This is a genomic window from Sporichthya sp., assembly GCF_013815995.1.
Taxonomy (GTDB): domain Bacteria; phylum Actinomycetota; class Actinomycetes; order Sporichthyales; family Sporichthyaceae; genus Sporichthya.
Window position 1 is genome coordinate 37,213 of sequence record NZ_JACDFE010000001.1, and the last position, 24,442, is coordinate 61,654.

A 24,442-nucleotide genomic window follows, 5' to 3' on the forward strand; every position below is an offset into this window, starting at 1 on the left:
CACCATCGACGCTAACGGCAACGTCCGTTGATGGCAAGAGACACTATGACGCTAGTGACCCTTAAGCCCGACCGCGACCCAGCGTCGACAATGCCGCCCACACTGGCCATTTCGTGCCGCCGAAGTACTTCAGCCCCGACGTGAGCTAGGTCGATCCCAGAAGTCGTGCAGAGACAGCACGTCTCTAGCCCATCGTTGCTAGCTTGTCGCTGTGAAGAACTCCGCCGTGCTCCGCCGGCCGTCGGCCGAGGTGCGTCAGCTCATCGTGGACGCGGCGGCCGAGGTCTTCGCCGAGCACGGGTACGGCAAGACCATGACCACTCAGATCGCGGAGCGCGCCGGCGTGCACCGGTCTGTGGTCTACCGGCACTTCGCGACCAAGGAGGAACTGTTCCGCGTCGCGCTGGCGCAGCCGTTCGTCGAGTTCCTCGCGGACTTCGCCACGGCCTGGCAGGAGCAGCAGGAGGCACCCTGGCCGGACGAACTCCTGCTCCGGGAGTTCCTCGCTGACTTCTACGACAGCTTCGTTCGGCACGGGTCCGCGCTGCGCATCCTGCTCGCGAACGAGACCGGGCTGGCCGAGGGCAACGGGCAACTCACCTCGGGCGTCCAGCAGGTACTGGCGCAGCTCACGCAGATGCTCACCGAAGGTATGCGCCAGCGGGGTCACCCGACGCACCGGGTGGACCTCACCATGCGTTTCATCATCTACATCATCATGGGGTTCACGCTGTTCGACGAGCAGATCGCGCCCGAAGCAAGCAAGACATCGCGCGACGCGATGATCGCCCACCTCACGGCCTTCGTTCTCTACGGTGTGCGGCTGGGCCCCGAGCCGGCCACCCGAACCGCTCGCTAGAAAGATCATCGTGCGGTCCACATCTGGTGAGTCGCCACCGTCAGGGATGCCGCGCGTCAGCGCTCGATGCGGCCGAACGGTAGGGGCTGGCGCAATACCTGGCTCAAGTGCGCCTCGATGGCAGCGCGGTGCTCGGCCATCGCCTCGTGATACGCGTCCTGGTCTCCGCCTGCAAGTGCCGCACGGATGATCTTGTGCTCCCGGATTACCCGCTGGCGGTTCGTTGGGTCGAAGAGGTACGTGGAGTGGTAGGGCGCTGCGAGGTCCCACATCCGGCCGACCACCTCGACCATCAGGCTGAGGCCCGACATCTGGAAGATCTCGAAATGGAACTCTCGGTTGAGCCGGACCATGTCCACAATCTGCATGTCCTCGGCGGCCCGGACCATCTGGCGGCTGAGCGAGGCCAGCCGCGCGGCGGCGGCCTTGTCGAGGTCGGGCAGCGGAGTGGTCATCTCCTCCTCGATCAGACGCCGCAGGCGGTAGAGCTGGCGGAAGTCGCTCTCATTGAGCCGGGCGACGGAGAACCCGAGGTTCATCGTGTACTCGAGCAGGCCGTTGGCCGCGAGCGTCTTGAGTGCCTCCCGCACCGGGATCCGGCTCACGCCCAACTGCTCGGCGAGGGCGTCCTGCCGGATCTTCTCGCCAGGCACCAGGTGGCCGCGCAGAATCGCGTGTCGCAGCTCATCGGCGACCGCCGCGACCGTGTCCACCGTGCGGCCGCGCTTGGGAGCCGGCAACTTCAGCCTCTCGGAAGCCGGGCCGTCCGTGCGGTTCGCCTTCGCCTTCGCCTTCGTGCGAGCGCGCGGGCTCGTAGCGTCTTCCATTGCGGCCGCCACCAGACGCCTCCTCCATACAGGTCCCCAGGTTAGCGGGGCGGTTGACGGAATCCCGTCATGCCGCCTCCGGCACGGCGACCCGTACAACTGGGCCCGCCCTCCGGACGGTCTGTGCAGATCCCTACTGCCTCTGTACGCAAAAGTGTATTAGTGTTTCCTTGTCCCTGGCGCCAGTCGGGCTGGCTCCGTCGATCGCGCTGGCGACCCGGCGAGCACCGAAGCGGCAACGGACTGACGAGAAGGCAGGCGCATGCGTAGCTACGACACCCTCTACATTGGAGGCTCGTGGACGCCGTCCTCCGACGACGCCCGGATCGAAGTCATCAGCCCGCACACCGAACGGGTGATCGCGACCGTGCCAGACTGCACTCCCGCCGACATGGACCGAGCGGTCGCGGCGGCGCGAGCGGCAGCGGACCGTTCGGGCTGGCCGACGACGAGCGTGGCCGAGCGACTCGCCCTGCTCGAGCGGCTGGCGGTGGTGTACGAACAGCGCCTTCCCGAGATGGCCGAGGTGGTCTCCGCCGAGATGGGGTCACCGATCAGCTTCTCGCAGGTCGGGCAGGCGGGCGCCGCGCTGGTGATCCTCCGGGCGATGATCGCAGTGGGTCGGTCGTTCGAGGTCACCGAACAGCGATCCGGCATGCTCAACCCGACGGTGACGATTCGGCGCGAGCCGGTGGGCGTCGTCGGCGCGATCGTGCCGTGGAATGTTCCACAGATCGTCACCATGGCCAAGCTCGCACCCGCGCTCGTCGCGGGGTGCACGGTCGTGCTCAAGTGCGCACCGGAGTCCCCCCTCGACGCCTTTCTGCTGTTCGAGATGCTCGACGAGGTCGGCTTTCCCCCGGGCGTCGTCAACCTTGTCCCCGGCGGGCGCGAGGTAGGTGCCCACCTCGTCCGGCACCCAGACGTCGACAAGATCGCCTTCACCGGCTCGACCGCGGCAGGACGGGCCATCGCCGCCGTCTGCGGCGAGACCCTCAAGCGGTGCAGTCTGGAGCTCGGGGGCAAGTCCGCGGCGGTCGTGCTCGACGACGCCGACATGAGCTCGCTGCCGGTGGGGCTGAAGTTCGCCTCGATGATCAACAGCGGCCAGGCCTGCACCAACCAGACCCGGATATTCGCGAGCCGCAAGCGGTACGCCGAGGTGGTCGAGGCGGTGGTCACCATGCTCAACACCATGAAGGTGGGCGACCCGTCGGACCCCGCGACCGAGATCGGCCCGATGGTCAGCGAGCGCCAACAGCAACGGGTGGAGAAGTACATCGCACTCGGCCAGGAGGAGGGAGCCAAGCTCGCCTTCGGCGGCACCGGCCGACCGCCGGGCCTGTCGACCGGCTGGTACGTGCGCCCGACGGTCTTCGCGGATGCGACGAACGAGATGCGGATCTCGCAGGAGGAGATCTTCGGCCCGGTCCTGTCGGTGATTCCCTACGCCGATGAGGAGGAGGCGATCGCCCTCGCGAACGCCAGTGAGTACGGCCTGGCGGCCTCGGTGTGGACGTCGGACACAGCGCACGGCGCGGAGGTGGCGGCGCGCCTGCGATCGGGCACCGTCGGTATCAACAATTACAGCGCCGAGTTCCTCGCGCCGTTCGGCGGATACAAGTGCTCAGGCATCGGGCGGGAATTCGGACGCGAGGGTCTCGAGGAGTACGTCGAGTTGAAGACCGTGTTCCCCTCCCCGCCCGAGCTGAGCGCCAGCCCGTTCAGGTGACGGCCGCACGTCGGACGCGGATGCCACCGCTCGTTCGTTTTCCGGGGTCGTTGCTGAGTCGTCCTCCACACTGTATAAAGATTTGCATGGTGCCAGCTCGGAAAGGGAGTCGATCGTGATCGCTATTGAGCGCTTTCCGGCCCCCGTCGACACACCGATGAACCACGACTACGAGATCGCCACCATGTGGGTCACCGGCGTGCTCGCCGCGACCGTGGTCGTCGCGGCGATCGTCTGGGCAGTGCGCCAGCGCTCGCTTCTCATTCCGGCGATCCTCGCTGGCGGCGCCGTCTGCACGCTCAACGAGCCCATCGCCGACGCCCCGGCGCGCATCTACCACTTCGGCCCCGGCTCGCACCATCTGTACACGATGCTCGACCGGCCGATGCCGGTCTGGATCTTCTTCGCGTACATCCTCTTCTACGGCGCGCTGCCGGCCATGATCGTCCTGCTGCTCAAGCGTGGGGCGTCCTACCGTCAGGTCTGGGCGGGAATCGGCATCGTGTTCATCTCTAACATGCTGATCGAGATCCCACTGACCGGCCCGGACAAGATGTACGACTACTACGGCTACCAGCCGTTCTCGATCGGCAACTGGTCGACGATGCAATTGGTCAACAACGGGACCGCGATCCTGCTGGCGGCCGGACTGATCGCGTGCCTGCCGCAGGCGTTCGCCGGCTGGCGCGCGCTGCTGGCCGTCCCGCTGATGCCGGTGGCCCAGGTCGTCGGGCTGGCCGCCGGCACGCCCGGCTACTGGGTCCTGAACTCGGACGTCAACCACCTCACGATGTGGATCGGCGTCGGCGCGGCCCTCGTACTGGGCGCCTTCGTGATGGACCAGGAGATCCGCGTGATGACCCGGGGCGCGACCGGAAACGTACGGTCCCGCGTCGGCGCCCCGACCACGGAGTCCCGCCACCGGGCCACCCTCGAGACCGTCGGGGCCTCCTGAGTAGAGCTGACCGCGGCGGGCGCAGCTCGCCTAGACTCCTCGGCGCGATTTCGTATACATTTTATCCATACACATGCCGCTGGGAGGTCTCCCTCCGACAGGAAGGAGTCAGGTCTGATGGACCTGCAGATGGCCGCTGGACTCGAAGTCGACAAGGTCTCGGTGCGTTACGGCGGACTGCTCGCTGTGGACGAAATCAGCCTGCAGGCGCCACTCAGCCGGATCACCGGTCTCATCGGCCCCAACGGGGCCGGCAAGACCACGACCTTCAACGCCTGCTCGGGCCTGGTACGGCCCACCTCAGGTCACGTCCGGCTGTTCGGCGAGGACGTCACACACGTGCCGCCGCAGAAACGCGCCCAGCGCGGCCTCGGCCGGACCTTCCAACGTATGGAATTGTTCGACTCCCTGCCGGTGCGGGAGAACGTGGCCTTGGGGCGCGAGTCCGGATTCGCGGCGAGCCGACCGTGGCAGCACCTGCGTTCTTCGCGCGCCCAGCGCACCCTGGTGGCGGCGGCAGCCCAGGAGTCGATGGAGCTCTGCGGCATCACCGATCTGGCGCAGCGCCGTCCGCGGGACCTGTCCACCGGTCAGCGCCGCCTCGTCGAGCTCGCCCGGTGCATCGCGGGCGGTTTCAAGGTGATGCTGTTGGACGAACCGAGCAGCGGCCTCGACCGGACGGAGACCCAACGGTTCGGCGAGATCCTGCGGCTGCTCGTGGAGCGCCGTCGGGTCGGGATCCTGATCGTCGAGCACGACATGGCACTGGTCATGGGCGTGTGCGACTACGTGCACGTGCTCGACTTCGGCAAACCGATCTTCGAGGGCACCACGCGGGAGATCGCTGCCAGCGACATAGTGCGCGCCGCGTACCTGGGCAGCGAGGCGGTCGAGGCCGCGGTTCCGGGGGGATACACCTGATGCTCGCGCTTGAGGCCGTCTACGCCGGCTACGGCGGAAGCACCGTGCTGCGCGGGGTGGACCTGGCTGTCCCGGACGGGAGCCTGGTCGCGTTGCTCGGGGCGAACGGCGCTGGGAAGACCACCTTGCTGCGCGTCGCGGCCGGTGCTTTGCACCCGACGTCGGGACGACTGACCCTCGACGGCGAGGACGTGAGCCGGCTCGCCCCGAACGCCCTGGTCAGTCGCGGCGTGTGCCCGATCCCCGAGGGCCGCGGCATCTTTCCCAACCTCACCGTGCGGGAGAACCTTTCCCTGCAGGCCCTGGACGGCAACGACAAGCAGGCCCTCGAGCGCGCCGTGAGTGCGTTCCCCCGCCTCGGCGAGAGACTGAGCCAGATGGCCGGGACGATGTCCGGCGGCGAACAGCAGATGCTCGCCCTGGCGCGCACCTACGTGCAGTCCCCGCGGATCGTTCTGCTCGACGAGGTGTCGATGGGACTCGCACCGAAGGTCGTGGACGAGATTTTCGAGTTCCTCGATCTGCTCCGCCGTCAGGGCGCCGCCATGCTGCTCGTCGAGCAGTACGTGACCCGGGCGCTCGAGGTCGCTGACTTCGTCTACCTGCTCAACCGCGGGGAGATCGCGTTCGCGGGCGAACCGTCCGAACTCAAGGACACCGACGTGTTCAGCCAGTACGTGGGCGCGGACCTCGGGCACTGAGCAGCCGCCTCAACCCGGCGCGGAACCAGCCCGGACGACGTGGACGGCGATCGAACGGGCGCCGGAGTCGTACCCAACCCTTGGCACCCGCGAAAGGCGACCATCGCGTACCTCGATGCCTTCAAGTGGACGTCTACCGAGTCGCAGACGTCGACCCGGATGATCATGGCTTCTCCCTCGAGATGTCTAGCTCACCGACCACGAGCGGCCACAGCCCGTCCGGACCCGCCTGCAGCACTCCAGCGGCCACCACCGCATCCCAGTGCTTCTCGCTGCCGAACTCGTCGCGCCACGACCAAGAGTCTGGTCGTCGTGCACCGCAGCTCGTGCTCCAGCGTGAAACCCATGGCGCCGTCCACTTGATGCGCGAGGCGGGCGATGCGCCCGGCGGCTGCGGCGGACCCGGGGGCCCTGGCGACGGCAACCGGCAACGTCGAGCCGCGCCCAAACCCCGTGGCCACGACGACCTCGACCGCGCGCTCGACGGCGGCCGCCGCCGAGGCTGCCTCACCCTTTGCCTCCGCGACCAAGTGCTGCACCGCCTGGAATCGCGCGAGCGGTCGCCCGAACTGCTCACGGTCCTGAACGTGCCGGATAGCCAGGTCTACCGCGTGCTGCCCACAGGCCGCGAGGCCCACGTCTCTCACCCCCCCGCAGGGTCCGCCTCCGGTCGGCGACTAGCCTTCCCGGCACTTGTACAGCTTGTTCGCCGTCATCGTGTGCACGATCTCGCCGCGCTGGTTGATGATTCGGCGGTCGAAGGTGATGACGCCGCGGCCGGGCTTGCTGGTGAGCCGCTTCGCGGTGACCTCCTCCTCCATGAAAATCGTGTCGCCGTGCTTGACGGTCTTGAGCATCCGCCAGTTGTCGATACCCAGCAGGGCGAGCAGCGTCCCCTCGCTGTTTCCGGTCGCGTACGACAGGCCGCCGCAGATCGCGTAGACGAGGGGGCCATGGGCGATCGGCTCCCCGTGCTCGGTGTTCTTGACGAACTCGTGGTTGCTGTGGACCTCGTTGAAGTCCCCGGTCAAGCAGGCGAAGTTGACGATGTCTGTCGCTGTGACGGTGCGCTGACCCGTCGGGTAGACGTCGCCGACGTTCATGTCCTCGTAGTACTTTCCGCGCGGCTCGCGTGCCATGGGGCGCTACTTCTCTCTACTCGGTGTTGGAGACGACAACGGTGCAATGGGCCGAAAGGATGCCGCCCTCGACGTGGGCGAGCGCCACCTGTGCGCCCTCGACCTGGCGCTCGCCGCATTCACCCCGGACCTGCAGGGCGGCCTCGGTGATGTCGAACAAGCCGCCGGCCCCGCCCGCATGCGCGTGAGACAACATCCCGCCGTGGGTGTTGACCGGGAGCTGTCCCCCGAGGCGCGCGTGCCCGCCGAGGAAGAAGTCGCCGCCCTCACCGGGCTTGACGAAGCCGAGTTCTTCCAGCTCCATGATCGGCACAATGCTGAAGCAGTCGTAGAGCGAGGCGTAATCGATGTCCTCGGGCCCGACGCCGGCCATCGCGTAGGCGATCTCGCTGGAGCGGCCCGCGCCCGTCTCGGTGAGGTTCCGCGCCATGCTGACGTGCTCGTGGGTGTGCATCTCGCCGATGCCCCGGACGTAGACGGGCGCCGACCGCAGGTCCTTCGCCCGCTCCGCCGAGGTCACGATCATCGCCCCGCCGGCGTCGGAGATCAGGCAGCAGTTCAGCATCCGGAACGGGTCGGAGATCATTCGCGAGTTCAGCACGTCCTCGACCGTGATGAGTTCGCGCATCTGGGCGGACGGGTTCAGGCTCGCGTGATACCGCGTGTTCACGGAGACGGCCGCGAGATGCTCGTACGTGGTGCCGTACTCGTGCATGTGACGGCGCGCCACCAGACCGTAGAGCCCGGGCATCGGGGCGCCGTAAGGATGCTCGTAGTACGGGTGGCCGATCTTGGAGATCGCGGCGATCGCGTCGTCCGAGGTCTGGCCCGTCCGGCGGTTCTCCCCCATCACGATGAGTACGTTCGTGGCGGCGCCGGTGACGATCGCGTGCATCGCGTGGTGGAGCATGAAGCCGGCCGACCCGCCGCCCACCATGATCGAGGCGGAGTAGGTGGGCTGCAGGCCGAGGTACTCGCACATGACGCTGCTGAGCATCAGGTACGGCTCGGTGAAGGTGTAGCCGGCCAGCACTCCGTCGATGTCGGCGGGGGTGAGTCCGGCATCGTCGAGTGCGGCCTTGGCGGCGTCCGCCGCGAGGGCCATACCGGTCCGGTCGGGCACCTTGCCGATGCGGGATTGCCCGACCCCGACGATCGCACATTTGTTACGCAGGCTCACGCTGCCACCTTGACGAAGACGGGGATCGCGGAGTTCTCGTCGACCCGCTCGAAGCGGACCCGGACCCGGTCGCCGATCTGCACCGCCTCGGGATCGTCGGCCTCGACGTTGCTCAGCATCCTGGGGCCTTCGTCGAGGTCGATCAGGGCGACCACGTAGGGCACCGCGTCGGCGAAATTCGCCGACGGCGCGCGGTGCACGACCGAGTAGGAGTAGACGGTCCCGTCGCCGCTGGCGGTGAACCAGCCCACCGAGTCCGACCAGCACTCGGGACAGAGCAGCCGCGGGTAAAACCGCGCGACGCCGCAAGCGGCGCACCGTTGGAGCCGCAGCTCGCCGCGCGCAGCGCCGTCCCAATACGGGGTGTTGTCGGCGTCCCGCTTGGGGGCTGACCTGGTGATGGGCATTCCGCGGTCCTCCGTCTAACCGGCGTTCGCCGGGTGCAGTTCTCGATGGGGGGCGGCTGCGGCCTGGGCGGCGCCAGCCGCGATCAGGTCCTCGATCTGCGCGGCCTCGTAGCCGAGTCGGGCGAGCACGGCCTCGGTGTCCGCGCCCCGGAGTGCGGGCACGGACCGCACCCGCCCCGGGGTGCGCGTCAACGCGATGGGGATGCCGATGCCGCGGTAGTCGTCGAGCTCGACGACCATGTTGCGGTGCCGGACCTGGGGCAGGTCGAGCACCTCCGGCACCTCGTTGACCATCGCCGCCGGCACCCCGGCCGCGAGCAACTCGTCCCCCAGGCCCGCGCCCGCGCGGTCGGCCACGGCCGCGCCCAGGAATTCGGCCAACGCGGCCTTGTTCGCCACCCGGCTGTTGTTGTCCACGAAGCGCGGGTCCTCGGCGAGGTGACCGAGCCCGAGGATCGCGCAGAGGCGCGCGAACTGCCGGTTGTTGTTCGCCGCGATCATCAGGCGGCCGTCGCGGCAGGCGAATGTCTGGTAGGGCGCAACCCCGCCGTGGGAGTCGCCCACCCGCACCGGACGGCCCCCGTACATCGCCGCGCTCGAGCCGTGCGGATGCAGCAGTCCGAGTGCCGAGTCGAGCAGGGTGCAGTCGACAAGCTGACCGAGTCCGGAACCCTGGCGCTCGTGGAGCGCGAGCAGGATGCCCGAGAAGGCCATCATCGCGGCGGCCAGGTCGACCATCGGAAGGCCGACGCGGGTCGGGGGCCCGTCGGTCTCGCCGGTCACACTCATCAGCCCGGCATACGCCTGCAGTAGAGCGTCGTAGCCCGGGGCACCACCCAACGGACCGTCCACCCCGAACCCGGTGATCCGGCAGTAGACGAGCTCCGGGTGCTCGGCCGCGAGGGTCTCGTATCCCAGGCCCCAGCGGTCCATCGTCCCCGACTTGAAGTTCTCGATGACGACGTCGGCACCGTCGAGGAGCCGGAGCAGCACCTCGCGGGCCGCGGGGTGACCGAGATCCAGGCAGATGTTCTGCTTGTTGCGATTCGCACCGTCGAAGTAGGCGCTCGTCCCCGGCCCGAAGGGAGGACCGTAGGTCCTCAGCTCGTCGCCGGCAGGGGCCTCTACCTTCACCACGTCGGCGCCGTGGTCACCGAGCATCTGCGCGCACAGCGGACCGGCCACGACGCGGGAGAGGTCCACGACGCGGACGCCGGTGAGAGCCGACTCGGCCATCACACGCCCTCGGAAACGGCGAGGAACTCGGCGGCGAGGGAATCGAGCTGGCTTGTGACCGAGCCGAGCCGCAGCTGCTGGGCCTTGACCCGCCGGAAGAAGACGTTGAGGGGGTACTCGCGCGTGAACCCCATGGCGCCGGTGAGCTGGGCTGCACCGAGAACCGCCTGCTCACACGCTCGGGCCGCCTGGAAGCGAGCCACGGCGATCGACCGGGTCGAGGCTGGCCCGGTACTCGCGGTCCACAACGCCTCGAAGGTGGCGAGCCACGCCCCATCCAGGGCGATCAGCATGTCGGCGCACCGGTGCTGCACCGCCTGTTTGGTGCCGAGCGGTTGACCGAACTGCACGCGGTCGGTCGCGTACTGGACGCTGAGCTCCAACGCCCGCCGCGCCCCGCCGAGCATCTCGCTGCAGCGCAGCAGGTCCCGCAAGGCGAGCATCGTTTCGAGGTCGTCGGCACGGACGTCGGCGGACAGAACGCCCGAGGCCGGGACCACGACGCGGTCGAAGGTGACGACGCCGATCCGCTCGTTGTCGAAGCTGGTCGCTTCCTCGACGCCGACGCCGCCAGCCTGCGCGTCCACCACGACAAGTGCGCAGCGTTCGGGCGCCCCCTCGACTCTGGCGGGAACGATGAAGGTCTGCGCCCACAGTGCCCACTCGGTGAGCACCGGCGATCCGCACAGGACGGCCGTACCGTCCGGATTCTCGGTCAACGTCACGAGGCGACCCGGATCGGCCGGTGCCACGGTCACCGCGCGGGCCTCGCCCTGGGCCAGGCGCTCGGCGAGGAGCGCCGCGGGATCACCGCCCAGGCGGGTCAGTCCCAGGACGGTGACGAGGGTCTGGAACAACGGTGACGGCAGCCCAGCCCGGCCGGTCTCCCCCAGAACTATTCCGGTGTGGATCAGGTTGGCACCGCCGCCCCCCTCGGCGGCCTGGGTCAGGGACGCCCACCCGAGCCCCACCATGGACGACCACACGTCGGAGTCGTAGCCGTCCTCGCTCGTTTCCCATGACAGCAGGCGTTCGACGCTGACCTGACGGAGGAAGCGGCGGGCGGTGTCCCGCAACATCTGCTCGATGTCGTCAAGCCGCAAGTCAGCCATAGACCTTGCCCAGAGCGCGCGCTCTGGGGAGGTGGAGGGCCCGCTGCGCGATGATGTCCCGCATCACTTCGTTGGTGCCGGACGCGAACTTCAGCACCGTCCCGGCGCGGTACTGGTGTTCCAGTTGACCGGCGGCCGGAGCCGCGTCCTCGCCGGCCTTGAGCTGGCCATGCTCACCGACGATCGCCAGGCCCTCGGTGGCGATCCGGTGGCGCAACTCCGAGATCCAGACCTTCAGGGCAGCCGCTTCGGCCGTCGGGACCACGCCGGTGTCGATGATGCACGCCGTGCGCAGCGCCAGCAGACGGGCGACCTCAAGATCTGCCGCCATCTCCGCCAGCCGGTGGGCCACCGTCCGGTCCGCGATGAGTGGGGACTTCTCCGAGGGGAAGACCCGCGTCCACGCGACGAGTTCCTCGAAGTCCTTCAGCGCCGCGGCGTAGACGAAGATCCGCTCGAAGTCGAGCGCGACCATCATCGCCGCCCAGCCCTCGTTCTCCTCACCCACGAGGTTGGCTACCGGGACGCGCACATCGTCGAAGTACACCTCGTTCGTCCGAGTGTCGGCCTGCGTGTAGATCGGCTGGACCGTCACGCCGAGTGAGTCGAGCGCTACGAGGAGGACCGAGAGGCCCCGGTGTCGGGTCTCCGTCGGGTGCGTCCGGACGGCCAACCAGATGTGGCTGCAGTCATGGGCGCCGGTGGTGTAGATCTTCTGACCTTTGACGACGTACTCGTCGCCGACCCTAACGGCTCGCGTGCGCAGGGACGCCACGTCGCTGCCCGCGTCCGGCTCGCTATAGCCCACCGCGAAGCGCACCTCGGCCCGCAGGATCGCCGGCAGGAACTCTGCCTTCTGTTCTGCGGTGCCGAGTTTCATGAGGGTCGGACCGACGGAGGTGATGCTCAGGCCGCCGGCGGGCAGGCGGCGGTAGGCCATCTCCTCGAGGTAAAGCCACTGGTCGACGGCCGAGCGCCCGCGACCGCCGTGCTCAGCCGGCCATCCGATACCGAGCCACCCGTCGCGGCCCATCTGAGCCAGCATCTCCTGGCCGGCGGGGCCGGCCTCGTGGTCGTCCTCCAGGGTTTCGGCAACCACCTTGTCCAGGTTCAGGCCATCGAGGTAGGAGCGCAGCTCACTCAGGAACCGGCGACTGTCGTCCGGCAATCCGAAATCCATGGGCTGAGCCTTCCTCTGCAGTGGTCTGACGGTGCCTCAGGCAGAAATGTGCGGGATGACCTTGTCCATCGTCAGTCTCATGGACTCCCGAGCCAGCTCAGTGTCGATGCCGCCGATGTTGAACCAGAGGATGAACTCGGTGATCCCGAACTTCTCCCGCATGAACTGCAGCTTGGAGATGCAGCCGGCCGGATCGGAGGCGATCGCGGCGCTGTGCCGGTGCAGGTGCTCGAACGCCAGCAGGCCCGCCTCCTTGGTCTTTTTGCCCTCAGTGAATTGCAGCTCGTAGCCGGGGACGAGCTTGTCCGCGGCCGCGCCTACGGGACGTTCGTGGCCGCTGACCTTGCTGTAGAACCACTCCACGTGCCTGGCGTACCGCTCGACCGCGAGATCCTCGGTCTCCGCGCAAAAGAACGGGACGAGGATCGCCCGCTCCGCGGCCTTGGGATCGCGGCCCTTTGCGACGCAGGCCGCCTCGTAGTCCGCGAGATGCTCGGCGAGCTTGTCCATCCACTCTTCGCGGTATGTGCGGTACGTGAAGGGAGCGGCCAGCTGTAAGCCCCACCCCTTGTCGGCCGCCGTCTGAAAGCTCGCCGGAGAGATGGTCGCCATGTACACGGGGGGATGCGGCTTCTGCGCGGGCTTGGGCAGGACCTCTACCGGGCCTGAGGTGGACCAGTACTTCCCGTGGTGGTCGACCTTCTCCTGGGTCCACGCGGCCAGGATCATCTCCATGCCCTCGTCGAACATCTGCCGGCTCTCGGCCATCTCCAGGCCCAGCCCGGTGAACTCGTGCGGCTGGTAGGCCCGGCCTACGCCGAAGTTCAGCCTCCCGTTGGACTGGATGTCGATCAGCCCGAAGTCCGAGGCCGTCCGCAAGGGGTGGTTGAACGGGATGATGCTGACGGCAGTGCCGATCCGGATGCGACTGGTGAGTGCCGCGATCGCCGCCGCGATGACCTGGGTCGACGCCACGACGCCGTAGGTGGAGAAGAGGTGCTCGGCGACCCAGGCGGTGTCGTATCCGAGCTGCTCGGCGAGCACGAACTCCTCGAGTTCCTCCTGGATCGCTTCGGCGCGGCGGGACTGGTCCGGGATCTGGCTCAGACTGAAGATGCCGAACTTCACGCTCACTAGATGTTCCTCTCGTCTGGTCCGGCGAAGCGAGGGCGCTGCCGGTCCCTGTGCGGCCGGACCGGCACTTCCGCGTGCGCCGTGGGGTTGCCTACCGGAACGCGGGGATGACGTGCTTTCCGAACAGCTCTACCGACTTCATGACCTTGTCGTGTGGCATGTTCGTCTGCGAGAGCATGGGCAGGAACACATCGACCCCCATCGCCTCGTACTCCTTGATACGCGTGATGATCTTTTCCGGGCTGCCGGCCATGACCATGTTGCTGGCCTCGATGTCCTCGTAGTTGAGTGAGTCGAGGTCGACGTCGATGAACGGCTTGAGGTAGTCGTAGCTGGGGATGTCCATCTTCGCGGCGTCCTGATTGGGGTTCAGATACGGAACCTGTCGCGACACCGAGTTGATGATGCCGATCGACTCCTTGATGTACTTCATCGCCGGCCCGCGCATGTTCTCCATCGCCTCTTCGTCCGTTTCGGCGACGTGCACCAGGGTGAAGGTGGCCACCCGCTCGTTGATGAACGCACCCTTGGGGTTGCCCTGTCCCGCGCGTGCCGAGGCGATGCCGGAGCGGTACAGGTCGATGCTCACCTTCAGCACGTCCAGCGGCGTGAGCAACGTGAACGAGAGCAGCCCGAGTCCGTTCTCGCCCGCGATGCGGTGCGAGTCCGGGCTGGTCGCCGCGCCCCACAGCGGCGGGTGCGGCTTCTGCAGCGGCTTGGGAATCACGTGGCGCGGCGGCAGCTTGTAGAACTGGCCGTCGTAGGAGGCAACGTCCTGGGTCCACGCGGTGGTGATGATGTCCAACGCCTCTTGCTGCTGCGCGCGCGTCTCCTCTGGATTGACCCCGAATCCCGCCATCTCGTCCCACGAGATCGACCGGCCGGTGCCGAACTCCAAGCGCCCGTCGCACAGCAGGTCGAGCGTCGCCGCGGACTCCGCGAGGCGCACCGGGTTGTTGTAGGCGAACGGCAGCAGGCGCACACCATGTCCGATCCGCATCCGCGACGTCTTGGCCGCGATGTACGGCAACAGCGACTCCGGGGCCGTGCTGACCGAGAACTCGTTGAGGAAGTGGTGCTCGACCGTCCAGAAGTAGTCGAAGCCCAGCTCCTCGCCCAGCACGGCGGTATCCACGATGTGCTTGAGGCTCTCGTGCTCGGTGTACGGGGGGTAGGACGGGATCTCGTTCATCAGACCGAACTGGAGTGCCATCGCGCCTGGGTCCTCTCAGGTAGGAGTGCGGGTCAGCACGGGTGGTGGCAGCTGAATGACCTGCAGCTACCAGCTACGATAACTTTATACACTTCTGGATGCGTCTGACAAGCGCATGGGTAGCCTGTCCGACAGAACTCGCCCGGACCGCAGCGACGGAGGAAGACCACATGGCCGATCTCGAATACTCGGTGACCGACCTCGTGGCGAGCTTCCGCCTGGACCGGCGTATCGGAAAAACGCGTCTACTTTGGCCATGGTTGACGCGTGGGCGGACGCGTTGGTCAGCGTCGGCGGCGACGACTACGTGCGGGTCGTCGTGGTGACGGGCTCCGCGGACTCGTTCTGCGCGGGAGTCGACCTGGACGATTTCAATGGCGAGACGCGCGATCCCCTTGGCGAGAAAGCCCTGCTGACGGGGGCGGGTGCACCGGAGTGGCACACGCGCTCGAGGATCTCGACAAGCCGGTCCTGGCCGCCATCCATGGACCGGCGATCGGAGCCGGCCTCGACATGGCCTTGCTCTGCGACCTGCGCTTCACTGCGCGCTCCGCCCGATTTCCGAGGCCTACATCAAGGTTGGACTCGTGCCGGGCGACGGCGGATGTTGGCTGCTGCCACGAGTCGTGGGGACCTCCCGGGCGCTGCACATGCTCTGGACTGGCGAGGTGATCGACGCGACGGACGCGTTGGCCATCGGCCTCATCGACCAGGTGCACGACGATGTAGACCTTCCTGACGCAGTGACCGCCTACGCCCGGGACCTGGCAGCGCGTCCGCCGGTCGCCGGTCGCCATCCAGATGATCAAGCGTGCCGTGCGCCAGGGCGCACGCCATGACCTGCGCACCGCCTTGGACCTCAGTTCCTCCCACCAAGCCGTCGTCACCTCAACCCGCGACTCCGCGGAGGCCTTCGCCGCCTTCTCGGAAAAGCGAGCAGGGACGTACGTCGGCCGGTAGCCCCGGGGTCGCCTACAACGCGGTGTAGCCCCCGTCGATGGTGATCTCGGTGCCCGCAATGAACGCCGACTCGTCGCTGGCCAGGAATACCGCCGGGTTGGCACCTCGCGTGGTTGGCCGATCCGCTTCACCGGGTTGGCGTCGACGATCGCCTTCATGAACTCCTCCGGCAGGGCGTCTACCATCGAGGTGTGAATGGTGCCTGGGCTGATGCAATTCGCCCGGATGCCCTTGTCCGCGTACTCCATCGCAGCGGTATTCGTGAGCATTTTCACTGCGCCTTTTGAGGCGCAGTAGACGGACATACCCGGGAAGGCGACCTCGGCCGACATAGATGCCGTGTTGACGATGACGCCACCGCCGTTACCCAGCAACACCGGAATCCCATAATGCATGCCGAGATAGACGCCGCGAAAGTTGACCGCCATGACCCGCTCGAAGTCTTCCTCGGGGTAATCGCACAGCGGCGCCACCGGCGCCTTCGATGCCCGCGTTGTTGACGAGCACGTCGACCCGACCGAATGTGTCGACCGCGGCCTGCAGCATCGCCTGCACCTCGGGCGAGAGTGAGACGTCCGCCTGGACGGGGTGACACTGCCGGCCCAGGCGATCGGCTACTGCCTTCTGTCGGCCGGAGATGTCGACCGCGACCACACCGGCGCCCTCACCGACGAAACGTTCCGCGATGGCGGCGCCGATACCGGAGCCCGCCCCCGTCACGACCGCGACCTTGCCCTCCAGTCGGCCTCCCATGGAATTCACCTCTCGCTTGGGGAATGGTGGGGACGCGCCCGCACGCTCACGGTCGGGTGCCCGCCATGGTTGCGTTGGAGGCGGCGGCCTTCACGAGCTGGGGAAGGAATTCGCCGATCTCTTCGGGCGTCCATGGGCGCCCGATCGTCTCGAGCGTAGGGCCTTGGACCCAACCCTCGTTGACCGCCAACTTGGTGCCGGAGACCGAGAACACCCGACCAGTGATCCCCCGGCTCTCGCCGCTGCCCAGCCAGACCACAGGCGAGGCAGCGTAGACCGGATCCAGCGAATGTCCAGCCCGGCCACCCTCCGCCTCAACGCGTGCCTTGACCTGCGGCAGGTCCTCGGTCATTCGGGTCAGTGCGCTCGGTGCGACAGCGTTGACGGTGATCCCGTAGCCTTCCAGTTCCTGCGCCAGGATCACGGTCATCGCAGCGATCCCCGCCTTTGCCGCGCCGTAGTTGCTCTGCCCGACGTTGCCGTAGATGCCCGAGGCGGACGTCGTATTAATAATCCGCGCGTCCACTTCGCGGCCGGCCTTGCTCTCGCTGCGCCAGTACTCGACGGCGTGCCGGGATGGTGCGAAGGTGCCCTTGAGATGCACCTTCACGACCGCATCCCAGGACGCTTCGTCCATGTTCGCGAACATCTTGTCGCGCAGGATTCCTGCGTTGTTGACGAGCACGTCGAGGCCACCGAAGGTGTCGATCGCCTGCCGCACGAGACGTTCGGCTCCATCCCAGGCCGAGACGTCGTCGGCGTTGGCTACGGCCAGGCCGCCCCTCGCCGCGATCTCGTCGGCGACCACCTGAGCGGCGCTGCGCTCCGACCCTTCACCCGCTGCGCTCGTGCCGAGGTCGTTGACGACCACCTTGGCTCCCTCGGCGGCGAACAGCCGCGCGTGTTCCCGGCCGATCCCGCCGCCGGCCCCGGTGACGATGACGATCCGACCCTGACAGATGCCCGCCATGCGCACTCCGGTTCAGAGAAGCCGCTTACATACCTGTATGCATAATAGTATCCTCTACACTTCGACGGCTCCGGACCAGAGGTCCGGCCTCAGATAGCCGGGCAGATGGTCACGGTCCGACCGACGGTGTAGAACTCGGCTGCCACCGACCCTTGCTCCTTGGGGCCGCTGCCGGAATTCCGTTCCCCGCCGAACGGGACATGCGGATCGGCCCCCGAGGTCTTCGCGTTCACCTTCACCTGGCCGGCTAGGACCCGGTCGGCGAAGGCAAGGGCGGCGTCCAGATCCCCGGTGAAGATGGCCGCCGCTAGACCGAACGGCGTGCCATTGACGATCTCGAGCGCGTCCGCGACGTCGCGTGCCGGCAACACCATGGCGAACGGACCGAAGACCTCCTCCTGGGCTAATACGCAGTCCGGCGTAAGGCCGTCCACGAGAGTCGGGGCCAATGCCCAGCCGGGTCCGTCCCCCGTGCGGCCTCCGGCGATGACCCGACCGCCGAGTGTGCGCGCGAGCGCGGCGGCTTCGAGGACGCGGGAGCGCGCGCGCTCCGAGATCACCGGACCCACGACGGTGCCAGGCTCGTCCGGATCCCCCTGTCGCAAGCCGTCCACGGCCGCTACCAGCGCCTCGGTGAAGGCGTGCGGGTCCCCGACCACCACCACCCGTCGAGTCGCGGTGCACTTCTGGCCGGCGAACTCCATCGCCGCCTCGGCGATGACCTGAGCCGCCCTGGCTGGATCGGCGTCAGGGAGAACAACGGAGGCGTTGTGCCCGCCCATTTCTGACTGCACCGGAATGTTCCGGGCCGTCGCCGCGGCGACGACCGCCCGGCCTCCGGAGACCGAGCCCGTGAAGGACACGCAGTCCGCGTGCACCAGAACCGCCTCCGCGGTCGGGACGCCGCCGGGCAGCACCTGCAGCAGTCCGTCCGGCAGACGAACCGCAAGCAGTTCGCCGAGCCGTAACGCGATGGCGGTGGCCTCGGGAGCCGGTTTGAGAAGCACGGCATTGCCCGCCGCCAGGGCGGGCGCGAGCTTCCACGCCGGGATGGCCAGCGGGAAGTTCCAGGTCGTGATCAGCCCGGCCAGGCCGAGCGGGCGGCGCTGGGTAAACAGGATGGTGCCGGGTGGACCCACCGCGGGGTAGGTCTCCCCGCCGGCGGCGAGCGCCTGCTGGGCATGGAACTGCAGCACCTGCACGGTCCGGCCCACTTCGCCACGCGCCTCGAGTGCGGTCTTGCCGATCTCCCGGGTGACCAGGGCGGCGAGCTCGTCTGTGCACAAGCGAACATCCTCCGCCAGCTCGCAAAGGATTCCGGCGCGCGCAAGCGGAGAGAGCGCCGCCCACTCGCGCTGCGCGGCCCGGGCGGCCCGGGCTCGTTCACCCACGGCCGCGGCCGTCGTCTCGGCGATCTCGACGACCACGTCGTCGGGTCGCTGCGGGGAGGTGCTGACGATCATGGGGCGCCCTCCTCACTCGGCCGGGCGGGCCGTTCGTTGAAGCGCTGGTTCTGGAGCAGCAGGTGTTCCCCACGGCTGTGTTGGAGCCCGTCGAAGATCAGCCGCTTCATGATGCGCAGCGACCACGGCGAGTTCTCGGCGATCTGTTCGGCCAGGGCGCGCGTGAAGTCCAGGAGGTCTGCTTCGGGACGCACATCGTTGACCAGCCCGAGCTCAAGAGCCTCGGGGGCCAGGACCTTACGGCCCGTGTAGTAGAGCTCCGCCGCCTTCGACCAACCGATCAGCCGCGGCAGCAGCCACGTGCCGGTGCCGGTGTCGCTGATGATCCCCAACTTGGCGAACGGTGCCACGAACTTTGCATCCTCGCTTGCGATCCGGATATCAGCCTGGAGCGCGAGCTCCAGGCCGAATCCAACGGCGGCCCCGCGGATCATCGCGATCACCGGCTGCCGCATTCCGGCCAAAGTCCAATCGGCGGGTGCCCCCGGCAGCAGCGCCCCGCCACCCAGGGGCACCCTCCGATCGGCCGCCGGCTGCCCCTGGGAGACGTCGGCACCTGCGCAGAAGGCGCGACCCGCACCTTGGATCACCACCACGTGGACGTCGTCGCGATCAGACAAAGCCCGAGCAGCGACGTTGAGTTCCGCGACGCGGGCTCGGGTGACCGGATTCAGACGCTCCGGGTCGTTGAGGGTGAGCCAGCCGATCGGACCATCGACCGTGGTGAGGACATATGGCTCGTCGCTCACCATCGGCCCGCAACCACGTGGAACCCCAGCACGATGCCTCCTACGGTATCTATTTCTGTAGACAGAAGCGTAATAGACTTACCGTGCGCTCCCAACCTCTGTAGGAGAGATCGCATGCGCATCGGCCTGGCCCACGAGATGTCGAACCCCGCGATCGCCGCCCGACCATGGTCGGAGCTGTGGGAGGACCACTTGTGGTTGCTGTGCGAGAGCGAACAGCTCGGATTCGACTTCGTGGCCGTCGAGGAGCACTTCTTCGCCCGCGACGGGCACGGGTCGGCGCCCATCGCGTTCGCGGCGTCTCTGATCCAGCGCACCAGCTCGATCCGGGTGGGGTCGTGGGCGAGCATCCTGCCGCTGCACCACCCGGCCTTGCTTGCGCAGGAGTGGTGCATCCTCGACCAGCTCAGCGGCGGGCGGACGTTCATCACCGTCGCGCCCGGCTACCGCCAGCACGAGTACCGCGCCTTCGGCCTGAATCCCCGCACCCGGCCGTCGCGCATGGAGGAGGGCTTCGAACTGCTGACCAGGGCCCTCACCGAGCGGGTGGTGACCCACCACGGCAAGTACTGGGACGTCGAGGACCTGGAGATGCAACCCCCGCCGCTGCAGGACCCTTATCCCGTCTGGGGCGCCGCCGCCTCGATCCCCGCCGCGCAACGGGCCGCACGGCACAAGGCGCACCTGGCTGCGACCTCGGCGGACCCCGCCGTGTACGCCGCCTACGTCGAGGAGTTGCGCGCCCAGGGCGAGGACCCGGCCCGCTATCGCGTCTCGCTGCCCTTCTCGATCAACGTCACCCTGGAAGAGCCCGACGAGGTGTGGCGACGCAACCGGGACCTCGTCATGCACCGGTGGGCCGAGGCGGACAGTTACAGCGACCAGTACGGGGACGGCGCCTTCAACTTCGGCTACCGGGACAACCCCGACACCGAGGCCCGCTACCGGGCGAACGAACTGATCGGCAACCCAGACCAGGTGCTGTCAGTCCTCGACAGCATGCGCCTCAGCATCAACCTCTCCGACGTCGTCTGCATTTATCCGCCGCCCGGCGTCCCCCTGCGGAGCGAGGCCGCCGATTCGCTGCGGCTGCTGGCCAAGGAGGTGCTTCCGGTGATCCACGGGTGGCAGCAGGGGACCGCCTGATGGGCGCGTACGGAAGCCAGGGACAACGGGCGGCGCAGCCGTTCCAGATGGTCGTCGAACTCGGCAAGGCGCGCGAGTTCGCCCGGGCCGTCGACCATCCCGACCCGATCGAGCCTTGCGGCCCCGTCCCGATCACGTTCCTGCAATCCATGGCGTTCTGGGCCGGGCCCGAGTGCTCCGTTTGGCCACCCCACCGCGACCTGTCCCGGACGCTGCACGGGCAGCAGGAGTTCGTCTTCCACGGCGGCCCGATCCGAGTGGGCGAGGAGCTCACCGGTCTGCGGCGCGTGGACAAGACCTGGACCAAGGAAGGCAAGCGCGGCGGCGTCATGGACTTCACGCAGGTCATCACCGACTTCCGGGACAGGGGTGGGGCGCTGCGGGCCGAGGTCAGGACCGTGACGATCGAGACCGGGGAGCCGTCCGCGTGAAACTTGGCGACAAGGGCCCCACGCGAAGGGATCCGCCCCTGACCGTTGAACAGTTCGTGCGCTACCAGGGTGCGTCCGGCGACTTCAATCCCATGCACTACGACAGCGAGGCGGCCGTCGCCCGCGGCTTCCCGACGCCGTACGCGGTCGGGATGTTGACGGCCTCACGCCTCGCGTCGTGGCTGGGCGCGTGGGTGGGCGTCGAGAACGTACTGCGCTTCGCAGCTCAGTTCCGCGAGCAGTCCTGGCCCGGTGATGAGCTGACCTACGCAGGGGCCGTCACCTCTGTTGACGAAGATGCCAGGACCGCCGAGGTCGAGCTCACCTGCACCCGTCAGACCGGCGGCGTGCACGTCAAGGGAACTGCCACGATCGCCCTCAATCAGGGCTGAGATGAGCCGTCGACACCGGCGCCGGCCGTCGGCATCTCCGGGTCCTCCTGGCAGGCGCGGATCGCCTCGCTCACCAGGTCATCGCCCAGGTTCTCTCGCTTGCGGTTGACGTGCTGAACTGAGTAGGCCCAGTACTCAGCCACCCCATCGACGAGCTCGTTCTCGCTCGCCCGCTGCCGTGAGCTCACCGTCGCGATCAATGCCCTACAGGCCGAGATCGGCGCCATCGTGCGCCGGATCGCCCCGGCCCTGCTCGCCGCCCCCGGTGCCGCGGGCCTGGGTGACGGCGATCATGGGCAGGGCGGTGTTGATCGCTCGGTGCCGCCGCGTTGAGCCGGACCCTCCCCATGATGACCGCCGCACCGAGGACCCCACAGCCGCCGGGGCCCACCGCTTCCGCAGCAAGGACGTTTACGCCCGCTTCACCGGCACCGCCCCGGTCCCGGTCTGGTCCGGCGCCACCCATCGACAAGGTCCAAGCCACCGGCAAGACCTGCGCCGAAGCCCTCCGCCGGCGCCTGTCCGACGCCGTGTTCGCCGCCCTCCGCGCCGACGAGATCCAGCACAACAGCAGGCTTCACACCAAGGCAGCGACGGCCTCAGCCGCGGCTGCTTGACATAGGAGCGTCTACGGGCTTGGAACCGCAGCACCAGAGTGCACCGACGTCCGCGGGTGCCACGCCACCAGTGTGATCACGACAGGCCGCAGCAGCTACTGACGGACTGTCACGGACACCCAGGGAGAACCGCGGAGGCTGGCGGAGCCCACCGGACAGACGCTAACATGACGGCACGTCAAATACCGACGCCAAGAACCCCGGCCACCAGCGACCTGCACCGGCCAGCCGCATTCACATCCAGCGGGCACGGTGAAGCAGAACGCAGACACTTACTGACCCGTGAGTTCCCGTAACCGGGCGCGCGGCAGCTCCGGGCGGCAGCCCGGAGGGTCTTGACTGAGCCGGTTCCTTGGTCGGCGTGGGTGCTGACCGGGATGTCGGTGCTGGGTCAGCCGGCTTGGTCGAGGCTGACGGTGTGGCCGAGGCGTTCGAGTTGGGCGACCAGTCTGCGGGTCCGGACCGCCGGGTCGACTTCGCGGGGTGAACCAGTCCGGGCCGAGGTCGCGGTAGGGCTCGTCGCGTTCGAGCATCCAGTAGCCCGAGACCAGGATGGAGTGGGCCACCGCGACCGCGGCGCGTTTGGCCCCGCGGCGGGCGGCGAGCTGGCGGTACTGCGCCGCGAGGTAGGTGTTCTTCATCCGGGCGGCGGAGTGCGCGGACTCGACCAGCATCGAGGCCAGCCACTTGTTCCCGCGCCGGGTGCCCATCGACCAGGACTTCCCGGCCGATTCGTGCACCGCCGGCGCCAGCCCGGCCCAGGCGGCCAGGTGCGCGGGTGAGTGGAACTGGGACATGTCCGCACCGGTCTCGGCGATGAACACCTGCGCGGTCTTGAGCCCGACCCCCGGGATGGTCTGGAGCAGCTCGAACTGGTGCTGCCACGGCGTGATCTGTTCGGCGATCTGCGCGTCGGCCGCCTTGAGCGATGCCTCGACCTGCGCCAGGCGTTGCAGCATCCCGCCCACCAGCAGGCGGTGGTGGTCATCGAAGCGGCCGATCAGCGATTCGGCCAATTGCGGCTTCTTGTTCCGCAGGTTGGAGTAGGCCAGGTCCGCCATCGCATGCGGATCCGTCTCCCCCTCGACCAGCGCGGTGAGCATCGCCCGCGCGGAGGCGCCGGTGATGTTGGAGACCACCACCGAGAGCTTGATCGAGGCGTCCTCCAGCAGCTTCTCCACCCGGGTCGCTTCCCGGGTGCGGTCGCCCATCAGCTGGACCCGTTATGCCGAGGCCCGGGTTATGCCGAGGAGGCCGTCGGACGGCCGTGAGGGCTCGGTGTTCGGTCCGCGTAGCTCGGCATAATCCAGGCGGCTTGTAGATCGTCTTCTCCACAACTGAGACCTGTGGAGAGGAGCTGATCATGAGCAGATCTGGACGAGGCCATGTCGAGGGCCCGTTGGCTCCGTACGGCGAAGGCTTCCGGGAGTCGCTGCTCGCGCGTGGTTACACCTGGGACTCGGCGGCGCATCTGGTTCATCTGATGGCGCACGTGAGCCGGTGGCTCGAGGCGCGCGGGCTGGACCCGCGTGAGTTGACTCCGGCGGTGGTCGAGGAGTTCCTGTGTGACCGCCGCGCGGCCGGCTACCGGCACCTGATCTCGGCTCGGGCGATGGCCGGGCTGGTGGAGTACCTGCGCGCCGCGGGTGTCCTCGCGGCGAGGGAACCGGCGGGCCCGAGCACGGAGCTTGATCGGCTGATCGTGCGCTACGAGGAGTACCTGGCGCGGGAACGCGGTCTGGCCGCGGCGAGCATCCGCATGTATCTGCCGGTGGCGCGCCGGTTCCTGGCGCAGGTGTGCCTCGACGGTGTTGCCGTCTTCGACGGCGTGGGCGGGGCGAGGGTCACCGCGTTCGTCCGCGGGCAGTGCCAGGGCCGCTGCGTCGCGACGGCGAAGGTGACGGTGACCGGCCTGCGGTCGTTGTTGCGCTTCCTCTACCTCGACGGGCAGATGCCGGTCCTACTGAGCGCGGCGGCCCCTGGTGTCGCGTGCTGGCAGCTCGCGGCGCTACCCGAGGCGCTCAGCGCCGCCGACGTGGCGCGCCTGCTCGAGGGCTGCGACCGCACCGGCGCGCTCGGCCGGCGCGACTTCGCGATCCTGACCGTGTTGGCCCGGCTGGGTCTTCGCGCCGGGGAGATCAGCGCCCTGGAGCTGGGCGATGTTCACTGGCGGGCCGGGGAGATCACGGTGCGCGGGAAGGGCGGTCGCCAGGACCTTCTCCCGCTGCCGGTTGAGGTCGGGGCGGCGGTGGCCGCGTGGCTGTGGTCCGGGCGCCCGGCCGGCACCGGATGCCCGGCGGTGTTCATCGGGGATCGCGCCCCGCACGGGCGCCTCGCCCCGACCGCGGTGTCCGCGGTCGTGCGG

Annotated in this window: 25 protein-coding genes and 2 pseudogenes; 10 read left to right on the forward strand and 17 right to left on the reverse strand. The window is 68.2% G+C overall.

Annotated elements, in window-relative coordinates; all coding sequences use genetic code 11:
* The first annotated feature begins 211 nt into the window (after positions 1-211).
* On the forward strand, positions 212-859 hold the full coding sequence (locus tag H0X00_RS00210) for a TetR/AcrR family transcriptional regulator (RefSeq protein ID WP_293766390.1): 648 nt from the start codon (positions 212-214) through the stop codon (positions 857-859).
* A 56-nt stretch (positions 860-915) separates the two neighbouring features.
* On the opposite strand, the gene H0X00_RS00215 is transcribed toward H0X00_RS00210, so the two are convergent.
* Complete coding sequence (locus tag H0X00_RS00215; protein ID WP_293766392.1) at positions 916-1,698, reverse strand: GntR family transcriptional regulator; 783 nt, start codon at positions 1,696-1,698, stop codon at positions 916-918.
* A 250-nt stretch (positions 1,699-1,948) separates the two neighbouring features.
* Between H0X00_RS00215 and H0X00_RS00220 the strand changes: the two genes are divergently transcribed.
* From H0X00_RS00220 to H0X00_RS00235, 4 genes are all read left to right on the forward strand, one after another.
* Positions 1,949-3,418 carry an aldehyde dehydrogenase gene (locus H0X00_RS00220; RefSeq protein ID WP_293766394.1) on the forward strand — a complete coding sequence of 490 codons (1,470 nt, stop codon included), beginning with the start codon at positions 1,949-1,951 and terminating at the stop codon, positions 3,416-3,418.
* Between the two features lie 115 nt (positions 3,419-3,533).
* Positions 3,534-4,373, forward strand: coding sequence for a hypothetical protein (locus H0X00_RS00225; protein ID WP_293766396.1), 840 nt, complete (start codon positions 3,534-3,536; stop codon positions 4,371-4,373).
* Between the two features lie 117 nt (positions 4,374-4,490).
* Positions 4,491-5,294 carry an ABC transporter ATP-binding protein gene (locus H0X00_RS00230; RefSeq protein ID WP_293766398.1) on the forward strand — a complete coding sequence of 268 codons (804 nt, stop codon included), beginning with the start codon at positions 4,491-4,493 and terminating at the stop codon, positions 5,292-5,294.
* Positions 5,294-5,995 (forward strand): ABC transporter ATP-binding protein, encoded by a 702-nt coding sequence (locus tag H0X00_RS00235; RefSeq protein WP_293766400.1) that lies wholly within the window; start codon positions 5,294-5,296, stop codon positions 5,993-5,995. The genes H0X00_RS00230 and H0X00_RS00235 overlap by 1 nt, the downstream gene beginning before the upstream one ends.
* Before the next feature lie 191 nt (positions 5,996-6,186).
* Here H0X00_RS00235 and H0X00_RS23555 read toward each other — a convergent pair whose 3' ends face one another.
* The 9 genes from H0X00_RS23555 to H0X00_RS00275 form a co-directional block, all read right to left on the reverse strand.
* Positions 6,187-6,642 carry an acyl-CoA dehydrogenase family protein gene (locus H0X00_RS23555; protein WP_367186376.1) on the reverse strand — a complete coding sequence of 152 codons (456 nt, stop codon included), beginning with the start codon at positions 6,640-6,642 and terminating at the stop codon, positions 6,187-6,189.
* A 30-nt stretch (positions 6,643-6,672) separates the two neighbouring features.
* Positions 6,673-7,134, reverse strand: coding sequence for a MaoC/PaaZ C-terminal domain-containing protein (locus H0X00_RS00240; RefSeq protein ID WP_293766402.1), 462 nt, complete (start codon positions 7,132-7,134; stop codon positions 6,673-6,675).
* A 16-nt stretch (positions 7,135-7,150) separates the two neighbouring features.
* Positions 7,151-8,314, reverse strand: a complete 1,164-nt coding sequence (locus tag H0X00_RS00245) for a thiolase family protein (protein WP_293766404.1) — start codon at positions 8,312-8,314, stop codon at positions 7,151-7,153.
* On the reverse strand, positions 8,311-8,721 hold the full coding sequence (locus tag H0X00_RS00250) for a Zn-ribbon domain-containing OB-fold protein (protein ID WP_293766406.1): 411 nt from the start codon (positions 8,719-8,721) through the stop codon (positions 8,311-8,313). Before H0X00_RS00250 ends, H0X00_RS00245 begins: the two co-directional genes overlap by 4 nt.
* Before the next feature lie 15 nt (positions 8,722-8,736).
* Positions 8,737-9,957 (reverse strand): CoA transferase, encoded by a 1,221-nt coding sequence (locus tag H0X00_RS00255; RefSeq protein WP_293766408.1) that lies wholly within the window; start codon positions 9,955-9,957, stop codon positions 8,737-8,739.
* A complete protein-coding gene (locus H0X00_RS00260; RefSeq protein WP_293766410.1) occupies positions 9,957-11,069 on the reverse strand; it encodes an acyl-CoA dehydrogenase family protein in 1,113 nt (370 codons plus the stop codon). The genes H0X00_RS00255 and H0X00_RS00260 overlap by 1 nt, the downstream gene beginning before the upstream one ends.
* Positions 11,062-12,249, reverse strand: coding sequence for an acyl-CoA dehydrogenase family protein (locus tag H0X00_RS00265; RefSeq protein ID WP_293766412.1), 1,188 nt, complete (start codon positions 12,247-12,249; stop codon positions 11,062-11,064). Before H0X00_RS00265 ends, H0X00_RS00260 begins: the two co-directional genes overlap by 8 nt.
* 36 nt (positions 12,250-12,285) lie before the next feature.
* Positions 12,286-13,383, reverse strand: coding sequence for an LLM class flavin-dependent oxidoreductase (locus tag H0X00_RS00270; protein WP_293766414.1), 1,098 nt, complete (start codon positions 13,381-13,383; stop codon positions 12,286-12,288).
* A 91-nt stretch (positions 13,384-13,474) separates the two neighbouring features.
* Positions 13,475-14,596 (reverse strand): LLM class flavin-dependent oxidoreductase, encoded by a 1,122-nt coding sequence (locus H0X00_RS00275; protein WP_293766416.1) that lies wholly within the window; start codon positions 14,594-14,596, stop codon positions 13,475-13,477.
* Between the two features lie 435 nt (positions 14,597-15,031).
* On the opposite strand from H0X00_RS00275, the pseudogene H0X00_RS23560 reads away from it, so the two are divergent.
* A pseudogene (locus H0X00_RS23560) lies at positions 15,032-15,435 on the forward strand (enoyl-CoA hydratase/isomerase family protein).
* 282 nt (positions 15,436-15,717) lie between these two features.
* Here the strand turns inward: H0X00_RS23560 and H0X00_RS23565 are convergent.
* From H0X00_RS23565 to H0X00_RS00295, 5 genes and pseudogenes are all read right to left on the reverse strand, one after another.
* Positions 15,718-15,984, reverse strand: a pseudogene (locus tag H0X00_RS23565) (SDR family NAD(P)-dependent oxidoreductase); the annotation flags it as partial.
* Positions 15,920-16,309, reverse strand: a complete 390-nt coding sequence (locus tag H0X00_RS00280) for an SDR family NAD(P)-dependent oxidoreductase (RefSeq protein ID WP_293766418.1) — start codon at positions 16,307-16,309, stop codon at positions 15,920-15,922. The pseudogene H0X00_RS23565 and the gene H0X00_RS00280, both read right to left, overlap by 65 nt.
* A 46-nt stretch (positions 16,310-16,355) precedes the next feature.
* The gene (locus tag H0X00_RS00285) at positions 16,356-17,279 is read right to left on the reverse strand and encodes an SDR family oxidoreductase (protein ID WP_293766431.1); all 924 of its coding nucleotides are present in this window, start codon (positions 17,277-17,279) and stop codon (positions 16,356-16,358) included.
* A gap of 89 nt (positions 17,280-17,368) precedes the next feature.
* Positions 17,369-18,742, reverse strand: a complete 1,374-nt coding sequence (locus H0X00_RS00290; protein ID WP_293766420.1) for an aldehyde dehydrogenase family protein — start codon at positions 18,740-18,742, stop codon at positions 17,369-17,371.
* Positions 18,739-19,494, reverse strand: coding sequence for an enoyl-CoA hydratase/isomerase family protein (locus H0X00_RS00295; RefSeq protein ID WP_293766422.1), 756 nt, complete (start codon positions 19,492-19,494; stop codon positions 18,739-18,741). Before H0X00_RS00295 ends, H0X00_RS00290 begins: the two co-directional genes overlap by 4 nt.
* 111 nt (positions 19,495-19,605) lie before the next feature.
* Here H0X00_RS00295 and H0X00_RS00300 point away from each other — a divergent pair, with 111 nt between their 5' ends.
* From H0X00_RS00300 to H0X00_RS00310, 3 genes are read left to right on the forward strand one after another with little or no spacing between them, the layout of a single operon-like run.
* On the forward strand, positions 19,606-20,637 hold the full coding sequence (locus H0X00_RS00300; RefSeq protein ID WP_293766423.1) for an LLM class flavin-dependent oxidoreductase: 1,032 nt from the start codon (positions 19,606-19,608) through the stop codon (positions 20,635-20,637).
* A complete protein-coding gene (locus H0X00_RS00305) occupies positions 20,637-21,068 on the forward strand; it encodes a MaoC family dehydratase N-terminal domain-containing protein (protein WP_293766424.1) in 432 nt (143 codons plus the stop codon). The genes H0X00_RS00300 and H0X00_RS00305 overlap by 1 nt, the downstream gene beginning before the upstream one ends.
* Entirely contained in the window at positions 21,065-21,460 is a 396-nt protein-coding gene (locus H0X00_RS00310) for a MaoC/PaaZ C-terminal domain-containing protein (RefSeq protein ID WP_293766425.1), read from the forward strand. The genes H0X00_RS00305 and H0X00_RS00310 overlap by 4 nt, the downstream gene beginning before the upstream one ends.
* Here H0X00_RS00310 and H0X00_RS00315 read toward each other — a convergent pair.
* Both H0X00_RS00315 and H0X00_RS00320 read right to left on the reverse strand, forming a co-directional pair.
* The gene (locus tag H0X00_RS00315) at positions 21,451-21,648 is read right to left on the reverse strand and encodes a hypothetical protein (RefSeq protein ID WP_293766426.1); all 198 of its coding nucleotides are present in this window, start codon (positions 21,646-21,648) and stop codon (positions 21,451-21,453) included. The two genes, H0X00_RS00310 and H0X00_RS00315, sit on opposite strands and share 10 nt — an antisense overlap.
* 701 nt (positions 21,649-22,349) lie before the next feature.
* Positions 22,350-23,288, reverse strand: a complete 939-nt coding sequence (locus tag H0X00_RS00320; RefSeq protein ID WP_293766427.1) for a transposase — start codon at positions 23,286-23,288, stop codon at positions 22,350-22,352.
* Between the two features lie 152 nt (positions 23,289-23,440).
* On the opposite strand from H0X00_RS00320, the gene H0X00_RS00325 reads away from it, so the two are divergent.
* Positions 23,441-24,442: tyrosine-type recombinase/integrase (locus H0X00_RS00325; RefSeq protein ID WP_293766428.1), on the forward strand; the 1,002-nt coding region annotated here is incomplete at its 3' end.